This is a genomic window from Streptomyces sp. NPDC058291 (assembly GCF_042880855.1).
Taxonomy (GTDB): domain Bacteria; phylum Actinomycetota; class Actinomycetes; order Streptomycetales; family Streptomycetaceae; genus Streptomyces.
On the sequence record NZ_JBHVYK010000023.1, the window covers coordinates 73,679 to 87,419 of the forward strand.

Here is a 13,741-nt window from a genome sequence, read left to right on the forward strand (position 1 = left end):
CCAGTCGGACGAGGCATGCAGACGAACGTTTCTCCTGAAGCTGCCTGCGTACCCGCAGATGGCCCTGTGTACGCCCCAGCCCTCCGGGTAGGCCGACGTACATGACAATCGCGGTGGTCGGAGAGCGATGACGGCGGGCTGCGCGGAGGGCGCCGACGACGGCCTGCGGGGCGTTCGGCGGGACGGCGCGCCGCTCCAGGCCCGGCAGGTGGCGGACGCGGTCGAGAGCCTGGTGACCTGCTGGCTGGCCGCCGCGCAGGAGGCGGCGCCGCGGCTGCCCGCCCGGCAGCTGCTCGCCCTGCGCACGGTCCGGCACAGACCGGAGCTCAACCTGACGGCCCTGGCCGAGCGCCTCGACGTCGCCCTGCCCACCGCGAGCCGGCTGTGCGACCGGCTGGAGGCCGCGGGCCTGCTGGAGCGCGCGGTCCAGCCGCGCAACCGGCGTGAGGTGCGGCTGGTGCTGACCGCGTACGGGCAGCGTGTCCTGCGGGACGTCGGCGAGCGCCGCGCACGGCGGCTCGCGGCCGTCTTCGAGGGCATGACGCCGGTTCAGCGCGCCGCCCTGGAACAGGGCCTGTACGCCTTCCACCAGGCGCACCTCGGCGGTTCGGGGTCCTGCGCCGGGCGGACCGGGAACGGGCCCGCGCAGCCGGACGGCTGAGCCCCTCTCAGGACCCGGTCCGCAGGTGGCCGTCGAGACGGCCGCCGAGGAGGCGACCACCGAGGAGGCGACCGCCGAGCCGGCCGTCGAGCGGGCTGTCGAGACGGCCGTCGAGGTGGCACAGCAGCAGACAGACGTCGTCGTCGCGTTCGGAGTCGCTCAGCATCGGCTCCAGGATGCGCTCCGCCGAGCCGTCCAGGTCCGCGTCCAGCTCGTCGGCGCGGAACGCGCCCAGCGCCGCCGACAGACGCTCGATCCCCGGGTCTATGCCCTGGGCGCGGCGCTCGACCAGCCCGTCGGTGTACAGCGCCAGCGTGGATCCCGGCTCCAACGGCACGGTGTGGTCGGAGATCTCCTGGTGCAGCGGGATGCCGAGCATCGCCCCCGGCTTGGCGTCCAGCGTGCGCACCCGCCCGTCGGGCCCGCGCAGCACGGGCGGCGGATGGCCCGCGGCCGCCCACGTCAGCACCGGCTCCCCGGGCTGGAAACGGGCGATCACGGCCGTGGCGTACAGATCGGGCTGCAGGTGGTGCAGGAAGATGTGCAGGCGCGTCAGCAGCTCCCCGGGGGTGCCCCCGTCGACCGCGTACGCGCGCAACGCGGTGCGCAGCTGGCTCATCATCACCGCAGCGTGCAGCCCGTGCCCGGTCACGTCGCCGATGACGGTGATCAGGCTGCCGTCGGGCTGGCGGAACGCGTCGTACCAGTCGCCGCCGATGTTCAGCCCGTACGTCGCCGGCAGGTAGCGCGCCGCCAGGCGCAGGCCGGGGATGGTCGGCAGCTCGGTCAGCAGGGCGCGCTGGAGCGTCTCGGCGATGTCCCGGTTGTGCTCGAAGCGGCGGGCGTTCTCCAGCGCGCCGCCGGCCCGGCGGGTGAGTTCCAGGAGCATCACGGCGTCGTCGGGGTCCCAGCGCTCGCCGGGCGGGGTCAGGGTCAGGACGCCCAGGGGCGCGCTGCGCGTCGGCAGCGGCACGCACAGCAGGGGCCGGTCGGGCAGCAGCGCCGACGGCGGCTGGTCGTCCACCCCGGGCAGACCGCCCGGCTCCGCGGCCGCGTACTGCGGTCGGCCGGTGCGGGCCGCGAGCACGGCGGCCGCCGGGCGTGGGACGGTCGGGCCGCGCCCTTCCCCGGTGTCGAAGAGCCACACCTCGACCGTGCGGGCGTACTCGGGCACCAGCAGCTCCGGTAGCCGGCGCACGATCTCCTCGTGGTTGAGGGAGGCCGTGAGCGCCGCGCTCGCATCGGCCAGGAAGGTCAGTCGGCGGCGGGCCGCCTCCGCCTCCCGGCGCGCCGCGCGCTCCGCGGCGAAGGCCTCGCGCTGCGCCCGCCCGGCGGCGTCCAGCTCCGCGTGCAGCGCGAGGACGCCCTGGTTGGTCTGGTGCAGCTCCTCCCGGTGGAAGGCGACGAGCTCCTCCTGCTCGGCGAGCCGGTCCAGCACGACGGCGGCGTCCTCGTCGGCGCCGAGCAGGGCCTCGGAGAGGACGGCGGCGTCGCCCGCCACCGAGTCGCTCACCGGGGCGGCCGCGGGCTCCGGACAGGGTGCGGTGATCAGCCACGGCGGCTCGTCGCCGGCGGGGGAGGGGGTGATCTCGACCCGCAGGGCGTCGGGGGCCGTCGTCAGGGCGAGCTGCCAGACGCCGCCCTTGGTCAGGCACTGGCGCAGCCGTGTGCTCAGCGCGGCGGCCAGCCGGGTGCGCTCCAGCGGCGGCACGCCGTAGGCGGCGGCCACCCGGGCGGTCGCGATCCGCACGCGTGCCGCGTCGGTGACGGTGCTGATCTCCCAGGTGCGCGTCATGGGCGGTCCGGCGGGGTCGGGGACAGGACGGCCACGGCGGTGTCGTCACGCACCGGGCGGGCGGAACTGCCGGCGTCGCGGACCGTCACGGCGGCGGTGAGCGCGGGGTCGGCGGACAGCAGACGGGGATCGGCGGGCGGCGCCCAGCGGCTGGGCAGCCCGTCGCTGTGCAGGACGAGGAGCCGGTCGTCGGCCCAGGAGGCCTCCGTCTGGGGCAGCGTCGAGGGCCGGTGGGCGCCGGCGATGCCGGGCTTGGACAGCAGATGCCGCCAGGAGTCGCCCTCGCGCAGCCGCGCTCCGATGTTGCCGATGCCGGCGAAGCGCAGCCTCGCGGTCCGCAGGTCGAGCTGCGCCACCGCGACCGCCGCGCCCCGCGTGCCGCGCAGCGCGTCGTCCAGCCGGCGCAGCAGTTCGGCCGGCGGGAGGTGGCCCGAGCGCCGGACCTCCTCCACCGCCGCGGTCGAGGCCAGGGCCGCCTCGGGGCCGTGTCCCAGCCCGTCGGCCAGCATCAGCGTCAGCAGGTCGTCGACCCGCACGCAGGTCCAGGCGTCCCCGGAGTGCTCCGCCCCGCGGAAGGGGACGTTGACGCCGCCGACGCGCACCCGTACGGGCGCGTCGCCGACGGTCTCGCCCGCGGCGGGTTCCGCCTGGGCCGCGGCGGCCTCGCGCCCGGCCCGGGACGGCGTCGCGCCCCCTATCCGGGCGATCGCGACCGTCCCGCGGCCCGGAACGCTGTGCAGGTCGAAGTCGTCCGCCAGCCGGCGGCAGGTGCCCAGGCCGGCGCCGAACGAGCCGGCCGTGGAGAACCCGTCGTCGAGGGCGGCCGGGACGTCGGACATGCCCGGCCCGTGGTCCACGGCGGCGATCTGCAGCAGCAGGCCCCCTGTCCGGCCGTCCGGCGAGGGGACCGCCTCCACCAGGAGCTGCCCGCCCTGCGCGTGCTTGAGCAGGTTGGACGCCAGCTCCGTCGCCACCAGGGCGGCGGCGTCGGCGCGCGCCTGGCCCAGACCGGCCAGCTCCGCGGCGCTCTGCGCGGCCACCCGGGCGTCGCGCAGCCGCGTCGAGTCGTGCACCGGGACGTCCCACACGCGGGTCATCGCAGCTCCTCACGCGGCCGGGGCGGGCGGGCGGCCCAGGACGTCACGGTGACGGTGGTGCCGGCCCCGGGAGCGCTGTCGATGGCGAACTCGTGCACCAGCCGCCGCGCTCCGCCCAGGCCGAGGCCCAGGCCGTCGCCCGAGGTGTAGCCGTCGCTCAGCGCCCGCTCCAGGTCGGGGATGCCCGGCCCGCGGTCGCTGAAGGTCAGCCGCAGGCCCTGCGCCGCCCGCCCGTCCGAGACGTGCTCCGTCGTCACCTCGCCGCCGCCGCCGTACACCAGGGTGTTGCGGGCCAGCTCACTGGCGGCGGTGACCAGCTTGGTCTGTTCGACCAGGCCGAAACCGACCGCCGCGGCCGCCTGGCGCACGTGCTGGCGCACCCACACCAGGTCCAGGTCCGAGCGGATCGGCAGGCGGGCGTCGACGCCCGCGGCCGTCCCGCTCACCGCGGCTCCCGGCGCGGGCCGCCCGCAGGCCCCGCGAACAGCTCCAGGGCCGCCTCCGTGCTCAGCGCGGTGCGCAGTCCCGGCAGCGTCAGCCCCAGCTCCACCAGGGTGATCGCCACGGCGGGCCGCATGCCGGCCACCACCGTGCGGGCGGCGAGCAGCCGGGAGGCGGCCGCGATCTCGGCCAGCACGCGCCCCAGGTAGGAGTCGATGATCTCCACCCCGGAGATGTCGATGACCACTCCGGTCACCCGGCTGCGGACGATCGACTCCGCGATGTCCTGTTGCAGTTGCTCCGCGGCGCCGTCGTGCAGATCGCCCTGGAGGGTGATCAGCAGGACGTCGCCGAGCCGGAGCACCGGCACGGGGGCCGCGCCCGTGCGGGAGAGGTCGTGGTTCACCGGGTACCCGCACCGCCGGACGTGACGGACACGATGTCGGCGCCGAGCCGGTGCAGCGCGTAGGCCAGGGCGTCGGCGAGACTCGCCCGGGTCACCACGGGCAGGTCCAGCCCCAGGTGGACGATCGTCTGGGCGATGGCGGGCCGGATGCCCGAGACGACGCATTCCGCGCCCATCAGCCGCACGGCGGCCACGGTCTTCATCAGGTGCTGCGCCACCAGCGAGTCGACCGTCGGGACCCCGGTGATGTCCAGGATCGCGAAGCGCGCCTGCTGGTCGACGACCGACTCCAGCAGGGTCTCCATCACGACCTGGCTGCGGGCGCTGTCGAGCGTGCCGATCAGCGGGACGGCGACGATGCCGTCCCAGAGCCGGATGACCGGCGTGGCCACCTCCATCAGCTGCAGCTGCTGCCGGTCGATGAGGGCCTGGCCCTCGGTCAGCGAGGTCTCCATGACCACCAGCCGCAGCGTCCCCATCAGCGCGGTGAGGGTCGTCGCGCACTCCCTGACATGGTCGGACGCGGCGTTCGGCAGGTCGGCGACGAGCAGGTTCACCGCGGGCACGCGCAGGGCGTCCACCTCGCGGGAGATCTGTCCGGCGGTGAGGCCGGCGCGGGCGCGAGAGGCCGCCATCCTGCCCAGCTGGTCGCGCACCGACGTGAAGCCGGCGCCGTCGGTGTCCTCCACCCGGTCGGATCCGGCCGCCTGGGCGAGCGCGTCGACGACCGCCCGGCCGGCCTCCACCGCCTCGTCCCGCGAGACGGTGAACACCGCGCGGAACAGGGGTTCCTCGGCCCACCGCTGGGCGATCTGCTCACGGCGGCGGCTCAGGAACGCGCCGACCTCCTCCGTGGGCGCCGGCTGGTGCGCGTCGTGTTCCGGCAACTGCTTCACTCCTCGTCCGCGTCCTGTCTGTGCGGTCCCGACGATGGCGAGGGGACCGTGCCGGGCCGGCCGCTGTGCGACGGCTCCGGATCGGGGCAGCCGGCCGACGGCCCGGCTCGTCGGCCGAACCAGTCCAGACACACGACCAGCGCGTCGTCGTCCGGCTCGGGGCTGCCTCGGTGGGCCGTGAGTCCGCGCAGCACCCCGCCGGGGACGTCCGCCGCCGGCGACAGGGCCGCCGACGCCACCGCCCGGGCGAGCGCCTGCTCGCCGTAGGTCTCGCCGCCCGGCGCCTCGACCGCGTGCACCCCGTCGCTGACGAGGAGCAGCCGGTCGCCGGGGAGGAGGCTGAACTCCTGCGCCGTGTAACCGGTCGTCCCGGACACGCCCAGCGGCGGGTGCGCGTCGAGCGCCACCCGGGTCATGACCCGGTCGCGCACCCGCAGCAGGTGCGGCGATCCGGCGTCGACGACCAGGACGCGCCCCGTGGCGAGCTCGATCTCGACGAGGAGCACCGACAGATGCGCCTCGCCCCCGTAGCGCGTGTGGATCGCCTGGTCGGCGAGGGACGCCTGGTCCGCGATCGGGGCGCGGGCGCGGCGCGCGTTGCGCAGCGCGTTGACGCCGAGGCTGGTCAGCAGGGACGCCTCGACGCCCTCGCCCATGCCGTCGGTCACGTAGATCGTCAACCGGTCGGCGGAGGCCGCCCAGTCGAAGTTGTCGCCGAAGACGGCGTATGCGGGCTCCAGTTGGGCGCCCAGCGCGTAGGCGTCGCCGACGCACGACCGGGCGGGGAGCAACTCCCACTGCATCTCGGCCGCCAGCGTCAGCCGCTCCGTGCGGCGCGCCCGCCGGTAGGCGTCGGTGTCGCGTTCGGCGACGGTCACCTCGTGCCCCAGGAGCCGGGCCAGCTCGGCGAGTTCGGCGAGCCGCTCTCCGTGGGCCCGTCCGGCGGGCAGCGTGACCGACAGCACGCCCAGCCGGTCGCCGCGCACGGTCACGGGCAGGTGCGCGCGGACCGACCCGCCGTCGAGTTCCTCCACGTAGGGCGTCTGCGCCCCGAAGGCGCGGCCCGGGGCGCTGCCGTGCAGCGGGACCGGCGGCCGCTCGGGCGCGCCGGATCCGTCGGGCCCGACGGGCAGCAGCACCGTCAGCCCGTAGTCCGCCATCAGGAAGTCGGCCGCGGTCGCCGCGTGGTCGGCGCGCAGCACGGTCTGCAGCGCGTCGAGCAGCCGGTGTGGCGCCGCCGTGCGCAGCGCGCGCTCGGCGGCGGCGAGGGCGTTCACGCGGTCGGCCCCCTCTGCCCGCGGCGGGGGTGGGCTGACAGCCGTCGAGAAGCCTGGGAGAGTGTCACCGTGATGTCCCCATCCCCGCGTCCGCAACCCCGCCAGGTGGCGCGTGTGACCTCACAGGCGTCAGAGCTGCTGGAAGTCCTGTGGGGTCGTGCCTCCACGGCGCCGGTCTCCGCCTCCCAGCTGCGCGTGCTGTTCATCCTGGAGCACCACGAAGGCATCAACCTGCGCACGCTCGCCGACTCCCTCGGGTCCACTCCGCCGTCCACCAGCCGTCTGTGCGACCGGCTGCAGGCCGTCGGCTTCGTCGAGCGCCGTACCTGCGCCGGGAGCCGCCGGGAGCTGGAGCTGTTCCTGAGCCGCCGCGGCAGCGCTTTCCTCGCCGACCTCAGGTCGCGCCGGGAGGAAGCCCTGGAGGGTGTGCTGGAGCAGATGCCGGTCGCGCAGCGCGCCGCGCTGCTGAAGGGCCTGGAGGCGTTCTGCGCGGCCGCGGCGGCGCGGATCCACGCGTCCGACGCCGCTGACGTCCGGACCGCCTGACGGTGCTCCCGGGTGATCGCGTTCGCCCACCGGCACATCGGTGATCCCTCCCGCATCTCTCCCGCTCACTCTGTTGGTTTCCGTGCACTGTTGTCAAATGACAACTATCGGACAGCAGGCGTCCGCACCTGCGTGTTTGTCGGCGGGGGCCCGAGACCCGGGGCCCGCCCGACGACGGCCGCCGCTCAGTCCTCGGAGGCCCGGGCCGCCTGCTGCCGGTCGATGAGCTCCAGGGCCTCCTCCGGCTTCTCCGATATCGGCACGGTGATGCTGACCCCGGTGAGTTCGAGGACCCGGCGCACGGCCGGCGTCGGGTTGATCACATGCACGCTGCCCGGCAGGTTCCGGGCCTCTTGGTAGACCCGCAGGATGATGTTCATGCCCGACGAGTCCATGAACGGGACCTCGGAGAGATCGATGAGGAAGTGTCGTCGTCCGTGATGGAGCTGGTTGGCCAGATGAGCCTGGAACTCGGTCGCGGTGTCGAGATCCAGATGGCCCTCGACCGTGACCAGGGCTACGTCCTCGCGAGGCAGGGTGACCTCGACGGACAGGGGGTTCTGGGCGATGGACACGTGTTCCTCCGAAAGCTGGCGGTCGGGGGCCTCTACCCCGGCGTGCGATGTCGATGCGCCGGGACGGCGGACGGGGACGACGGGCGGCGGCACGGGTGGGTTCCCCATGGTCCGGTCCAGCCCCTTCCTTGTGCGGATCCCCGGCCTGTCGGTGCGCACTGCCGGATACCCCTGATTCGCCGGGGCATGCATCGACGACCCGCGCGCGTGACCGGCCGGGCTCCTAGCGCAGCCGGATGCCCACGATGCAGGTGTCGTCGTCCGTGTCGGACCTGCTGTACGTGAGCAGCCGGTCCAACTGCTGGTCCAGCGTCGGCGGCACCGTGCGGGCCTGCACCAGCAGCTGGGTCAGCGACTCCTCCACGGACCGGTCACGCCGCTCGATCAGACCGTCGGTGTACATCAGCAGGGTGTCGTCCACGGCCAGCTGGACCTCCTCCTCCTCGTACACGGCGTCCGGCACGGCGCCCAGCAGCATCCCCCTCAGCAGGGGCAGCGGAGCGGCGTGGGCGTCGCGCACCAGCACCGGCGGCAGATGGCCCGCCCGGGCCCAGCGCAGCGTGTGCCGGGACGGGTCGTACAGACCGCACACCGCGGTGGCCGTGATGGAGCCCGTCAGATGGTGGGCCACGATGTTGAGCCACGACAGCAGCTGCCCCGGCCCCGCGCCGGTCACCGCCAGCCCGCGCAGCGCGTTGCGCAGCACCACCATGCTCGTGGCCGCCTCGATGCCGTGCCCGGCCACGTCCCCCACGCACAGCATCACCAGTCCGGAGGGCAGCATCACCGCGTCGTACCAGTCGCCGCCCACCAGGTGCTCCTCCTCGGCCGGCCGGTAGCGGACCGCCACCTGCAGTCCGGGAGCCTCCAGCGGGGCCCGGGTGGGCGGCATGATCGCGTGCTGGAGCTGCAGCGCCAGCCGGCTGCGCTCGCTGGCCTGCTGCTCGGTATGCGCCAGCTGGTCGCGGGTGGCGGCCAGCGCCACCTCCGTCCAGTGCTGGGAGGAGATGTCCTGGTAGGCGCCGCGCACCGCGACCAGCCGGCCGTCGGTGTCCAGCACCGGCTCGGCCACGATCCGCATGTGCCGGGTCACCCCGTCCGGCCGCTGCAGCCGGAAGGCCGCCGAGGCGGGCCTGCGCTGGTGCAGCAGCGTGCGCAGCAGACGGCCCACGACGACCGCGTCGTCGGGATGGGTGTGCTCCGAGAGCTCCTCCAGCCGGACCGGCGCACTCGACAGGGGCCGCCCGTACAGGGCGAACAGCTGCCCGTTCCACGTCGTCTCGCCGGTGAGGAGGTCCTCCTCGAAGCCGCCGATGCGACCGAGGCGCTGCGCGTTCTGCAGGAGGCTCGCCAGCCGTGCCGCCTCGTCCTCGATGCGCCAGATCAGCAGCACGCACGTGCCGTGCCGGCTGATGCTGAGGTCGGCCACCGCCGCCAGCGGCACCTCGCCGACCAGGGCGGTCAGACTCATCCGGCGGGCCCGGAACGGCTCGCCCGTGGCGTGCACGCGCTCGATCCGCTGGAAGAGGTCGCCGCCGCCCGCGGCCATCGGGTACGCCTCCAGCAGCAGAGCGCCGTTGATCACCGCCCGCGGCCGGCCCGCCGGGTCCAGGAAACGGTCGTTGACGTGCTGGATGCGGAAGTCCAGCAGCTTGCCCGCCGCGTCGACGTGCGGCACGAGGACCAGGGCGGGATCGTGCAGGCCGTCCGTGAGGTCCATCAGCTCGGCGGCGTCCGGCAGCACGACCGGCTGCCGGTCGCTCCCGGGCACATGGGCGTACGACTGGAGGGTGTGCGCGCACAGCTCGGCCAGCGCCTCGACCTGGCGCATCACCTGCGGCGGCTGCGGGGCCAGCGGCGCCGGCCAGGCGATCTCCAGGATCCCGTGGACGCGGCCCGCGGTCGCGGCCGGCACGGCGACCCGACCGCCGTCGGGGTGCAGCTGGCGGCCGACGGTGGGCAGCCCGGTGCGTTCCAGCGACCCGATCCACTGGGTCGAGCCCTCGGCGAAGGCGCTGCGCGCAACCGTGGCCACGTCCGGCGGGACGTACCGCCAGCGCTCGGCCTCGCCGGGCGGGAAGCCCGCGCTCCCGGCCAGCGTGAGCGAGCCGTCGGCGCCCACCGCCCAGATCGCCACGGCCACCGCGCCCAGCGGGCCCAGCGCGTGCTGCAGCAGGGAGTCGGCGACCGCCTGCGTGTCGTGCGCCGCCGCCAGCGCCCCGCTCTCGGCGGCCCGCAGCCGCACGGCCGTGGACCGCTCCTGAGGATCGTCGGCCCCGCGGACGGCGGCCAGGAAGGCGTCGGTGACCTCCGAGACGCGATCCCTGGCCGCCTGGTTGATGACGTCCACCGCGAATTCCAGCGGGGTCGTCCCGGCCTGCTCGGCGAGCGCGGTCAACTGCTGCGCCGCCTCGGCCGGCCCGCACCCCAGGCGCTCCACCAGGATGCCCTTGGCCAGCTCGACCAGGGCCCGCCCGTCGGCCTCGGCCTGGGCCGCCCGCACCTCCCGGCGCAGCCGGTCCACGGTGGCCGCCAGCCGGCCCACGGGCGAGGACGCGGCGGCCTCCGCCTGCGGCGGGCCCGCGTCCTCCGCGGACACGAGCTCGTGTCCGGCCGGCGCGGGGTGCGCGGTGGCGGTGGCCCCGGCGGGCACCGTACGGGACCGGGCGTCGCCGGGTTCTGTGGGCTGGGCGGGAATGGTCACGGTGTGCGGTCTCCTCGACTGGGACGCCTGGGGCGCGGGGCGGGCAGAACGTCCTCAGACGGTCAGCCAGCGTCGGACGCAGGCCATGAGGTCGTGGGTGTCGACCGGCTTGGTGACATAGTCGCTGGCCCCCGACGCGAGGCTCTTCTCCCGGTCGCCGGGCATCGCCTTGGCGGTCACCGCGACGATCGGCAGCTCCGCGTACTCGGGCATGCGGCGGATCTCGGCCGTGGCGGTGTACCCGTCCATCTCGGGCATCATCACGTCCATCAGCACCATCGCGATGTCCGGGTTGTTGCGCAGCGTCTCGATGCCCTCCCGACCGTTCTCGGCGTGCAGCACCCGCACCCCGTGCAGTTCCAGGATGCCACTGAGCGCGAACAGGTTGCGCGCGTCGTCGTCCACCACGAGGACCGTGCGACCCACGACGGCGTCGTCGACCGGCGGCGGCCCCTCGGGCTGCTGCGGCTCGTCCGGGCGCACCAGCGCCAGGACGTCCCCGGGCTGCTCGGCCGACAGGTGCAGCGTGATGCGCTCGCGCAGCTCGTCCAGGCTGGACAGGAACTCCATCGGCTTGCCCACGGCACGCGACTGCAGGCTTCGCTCCTGGGCGAGGTCCGCCCGGTGCCCGCTGTGCACGAGCACCGGCACCCCGGTCAGCGCCGAGTCGTTGTGCAGGGCCTCCAGGAACCGCGACGCCTCCGCGTCGGGCATGCCCAGCTCCAGGACGACGCAGTGGCAGGGCTCCGCGGCCAGGGCGCCCGCGGCCTCGTGCGCCCCGACGGCGGTGACGATGTCGACGGGCGCCGCCGACGTGCCGTCCTCCCGGCCGCGCGCCATGTCCGCGACGACGCTCTCGGCCACCAGGGTCAGCAGACCGCGGGGCCGTTCCTCGACCACCAGCAGCCGGCGCGGACGTCGTGCCGTCGGACCGGCGGCCAGCGGCACGCCCGGGGCGCCGACGGGGATCGCCGCGGGCGGGTCGTCGACACTGCGCTCCACCGCCCGGCCGCCGCCGTCGATGACCTCCTGGAAGTCCCGGCGCGCCACCGGCAGATAGAGCGTGAACGTGCTGCCGCGCCCCGGTGTGCTGTCCACCGTCACCGCGCCGCCGAGCAGATGCGCGATCTCGCGGGTGATGGACAGCCCCAGGCCGGTGCCGCCGTACTTGCGGCTCGTGGTGCCGTCCGCCTGCTGGAAGGCGCCGAAGATGGTCTCCAGCTGCTGTTCGGGGATGCCGATGCCGGTGTCCTTCACCCGGAAGGCCACCACCGTGCCGCCGCGCACCACACCGCTCGGCACCTCGTCGTCGGCGGCCGGCTCGATGCGCAGTTCCACGCCGCCCTGCTCGGTGAACTTCACCGCGTTGGAGAGCAGGTTGCGCAGCACCTGACGCAGCCGGGAGTCGTCGGTCAGCAGGTCGGCGGGGGCGCCGGCGGCCGTGTCGATCGTGAACTCCAGGCTCTTCTGCGACGTCATCGGCCGGAACGTGGCCTCCACGTACTCGATGAGCTGGCGCAGCGACACCCGCTCGGGCGAGACGTCCATCTTGCCTGCCTCGACCTTCGACAGGTCCAGGATGTCGTTGATCAGCTGCAGCAGGTCCGAGCCGGCGGAGTGGATGATGCCCGCGTACTCGACCTGCTTCGGGGTGAGGTTGCGCGAGGGGTTCTGCGCCAGCAGCTGGGCCAGGATCAGCAGGCTGTTGAGCGGGGTGCGCAGCTCGTGGCTCATGTTCGCCAGGAACTCCGACTTGTACTTCGACGCCAGGGACAGCTGCTGCGCCCGCGCCTCCAGCTCCTGGCGGGCCTGCTCGATCTGCAGGTTCTTCGCCTCGATGTCGCGGTTCTGCGCCACCAGCAGCGAGGCCTTCTCCTCCAGTTCGGCGTTGGAGTGCTGCAGTTCCTCCTGCTGCGACTGCAACTCCGCGGACCGGGCCTGCAGTTCGGCGGTCAGCCGCTGGGACTCGTCGAGCAGCTCGTCGGTGCGGGCGTTCGCCACGATGGTGTTGACGTTGACGCCGATGGTCACCCGCAGCTGCTCCAGGAAGTCCACGTGGGTCTGCGTGAAGGAGGTGACCGACGCCAGTTCGATCACGCCGAGCACCTGCCCCTCGAAGACGATGGGCAGCAGGAGCAGGGCGCTGGGCTCCACCTCGCCCAGCCCGGAGGAGACGGTGACGTAGCCGGGCGGCAGCTCGTCGACGGTGATCGTGCGGCGGCTGCGCGCGGCCTGGCCGACCAGGGACCGGCCGAAGGGGATGCGGGCGGGACGGGTGTCGTCGGCGGGGTAGCCGTAGGCGCCCACCAGCCGCAGCTCGGGGCCGTCGGGGCCGTCCTCGGCGAGATGGAAGGCGCCGAACTGGGCCGACACCAGCGGCACCAGCTCGTCCATGATCAGCTCGGCGACCACGGGCAGGTCGCGGTGGCCCTGCATCAGGCCCGAGATGCGCGCCAGGTTGGTCTTGAGCCAGTCCTGCTCCTGGTTGGCCCGGGTGGTCTCGCGCAGGGACTCCACCATCGAGTTGATGTTGTCCTTGAGGTCGGCGACCTCGCCGGAGGCCACCACGGTGATCGACCGGGTGAGGTCGCCCTCCGCGACGGCGCTGGTGACCTCGGCGATCGCGCGGACCTGCCGGGTCAGGTTCCCGGCCAGCTCGTTGACGTTCTCGGTCAGGCGCTTCCAGGTGCCCGAGACGCCCTCCACCTCGGCCTGGCCGCCGAGGCGTCCTTCGGTGCCGACCTCGCGGGCGACGCGGGTGACCTCGTCGGCGAACGCGGAGAGCTGGTCGACCATCGTGTTGATGGTCGTCTTCAGTTCCAGGATCTCGCCGCGGGCGTCGACGTCGATCTTCTTCGACAGGTCGCCCTTGGCCACGGCCGTGGTCACCAGCGCGATGTTGCGCACCTGGCCGGTGAGGTTGTTGGCCATCGAGTTGACGTTGTCGGTGAGGTCCTTCCAGGTGCCGGCCACGTTCGGCACCTGCGCCTGGCCGCCGAGGCGTCCTTCGGTGCCGACCTCGCGGGCGACGCGGGTGACCTCGTCGGCGAACGCCGAGAGCGTGTCCACCATCGTGTTGATCACATCGGCCAGCGCGGCGACCTCGCCCTTGGCCTCTACGGTGATCTTCTGCGACAGGTCGCCGCGCGCCACGGCGGTGGCGACCTGGGCGATGGAGCGCACCTGGCCCGTCAGGTTCGACGCCATCACGTTGACGTTGTCGGTGAGGTCCTTCCAGGTGCCGGACACCCCGCGGACCGTGGCCTGGCCGCCGAGGTTGCCCGCCGTGCCGACCTCGCGGGCGACGCGGGTGACCTCGTCGGCGAAGGCGGAGAGCTGGTCG

The 13,741-nt window shown here is 74.2% G+C and carries 11 protein-coding genes; 2 read left to right on the forward strand and 9 right to left on the reverse strand.

The features are described 5' to 3' along the window. Nucleotides 1-127: 127 nt before the first annotated feature. Nucleotides 128-661, forward strand: coding sequence for a MarR family winged helix-turn-helix transcriptional regulator (locus ACFVYK_RS14760; RefSeq protein WP_389773219.1), 534 nt, complete (start codon nucleotides 128-130; stop codon nucleotides 659-661). A gap of 7 nt (nucleotides 662-668) precedes the next feature. Here the strand turns inward: ACFVYK_RS14760 and ACFVYK_RS14765 are convergent, their stop codons facing one another. Genes ACFVYK_RS14765 through ACFVYK_RS14790 form a run of 6 tightly spaced genes read right to left on the reverse strand, consistent with a single transcriptional unit; the run spans nucleotide 669 to nucleotide 6,573 of the window. Further along, nucleotides 669-2,456 (reverse strand): PP2C family protein-serine/threonine phosphatase, encoded by a 1,788-nt coding sequence (locus ACFVYK_RS14765; protein ID WP_389773222.1) that lies wholly within the window; start codon nucleotides 2,454-2,456, stop codon nucleotides 669-671. Further along, complete coding sequence (locus ACFVYK_RS14770; RefSeq protein ID WP_389773225.1) at nucleotides 2,453-3,553, reverse strand: SpoIIE family protein phosphatase; 1,101 nt, start codon at nucleotides 3,551-3,553, stop codon at nucleotides 2,453-2,455. Before ACFVYK_RS14770 ends, ACFVYK_RS14765 begins: the two co-directional genes overlap by 4 nt. Further along, a complete protein-coding gene (locus ACFVYK_RS14775; protein WP_389773228.1) occupies nucleotides 3,550-3,999 on the reverse strand; it encodes an anti-sigma regulatory factor in 450 nt (149 codons plus the stop codon). Before ACFVYK_RS14775 ends, ACFVYK_RS14770 begins: the two co-directional genes overlap by 4 nt. Then, nucleotides 3,996-4,400: an STAS domain-containing protein gene (locus tag ACFVYK_RS14780; RefSeq protein ID WP_389773231.1), complete on the reverse strand. Its 405-nt coding sequence runs from the start codon at nucleotides 4,398-4,400 to the stop codon at nucleotides 3,996-3,998. Before ACFVYK_RS14780 ends, ACFVYK_RS14775 begins: the two co-directional genes overlap by 4 nt. After that, a complete protein-coding gene (locus tag ACFVYK_RS14785) occupies nucleotides 4,397-5,287 on the reverse strand; it encodes an STAS domain-containing protein (protein WP_389773233.1) in 891 nt (296 codons plus the stop codon). Before ACFVYK_RS14785 ends, ACFVYK_RS14780 begins: the two co-directional genes overlap by 4 nt. Nucleotides 5,288-5,292: 5 nt before the next feature. Beyond that, nucleotides 5,293-6,573, reverse strand: coding sequence for a PP2C family protein-serine/threonine phosphatase (locus ACFVYK_RS14790; protein WP_389773236.1), 1,281 nt, complete (start codon nucleotides 6,571-6,573; stop codon nucleotides 5,293-5,295). Between the two features lie 72 nt (nucleotides 6,574-6,645). On the opposite strand from ACFVYK_RS14790, the gene ACFVYK_RS14795 reads away from it, so the two are divergent. Then, on the forward strand, nucleotides 6,646-7,119 hold the full coding sequence (locus ACFVYK_RS14795; RefSeq protein ID WP_389773281.1) for a MarR family winged helix-turn-helix transcriptional regulator: 474 nt from the start codon (nucleotides 6,646-6,648) through the stop codon (nucleotides 7,117-7,119). A gap of 185 nt (nucleotides 7,120-7,304) precedes the next feature. On the opposite strand, the gene ACFVYK_RS14800 is transcribed toward ACFVYK_RS14795, so the two are convergent. The 3 genes from ACFVYK_RS14800 to ACFVYK_RS14810 all read right to left on the reverse strand — a co-directional run. Further along, a complete protein-coding gene (locus ACFVYK_RS14800; RefSeq protein ID WP_389773238.1) occupies nucleotides 7,305-7,694 on the reverse strand; it encodes an STAS domain-containing protein in 390 nt (129 codons plus the stop codon). Between the two features lie 223 nt (nucleotides 7,695-7,917). Beyond that, nucleotides 7,918-10,293, reverse strand: coding sequence for a SpoIIE family protein phosphatase (locus ACFVYK_RS14805; protein ID WP_389773284.1), 2,376 nt, complete (start codon nucleotides 10,291-10,293; stop codon nucleotides 7,918-7,920). Nucleotides 10,294-10,452: 159 nt separating this feature from the next. Further along, the coding region (locus ACFVYK_RS14810; protein WP_389773241.1) for a HAMP domain-containing protein at nucleotides 10,453-13,741 on the reverse strand (3,289 nt) is incomplete at its 5' end.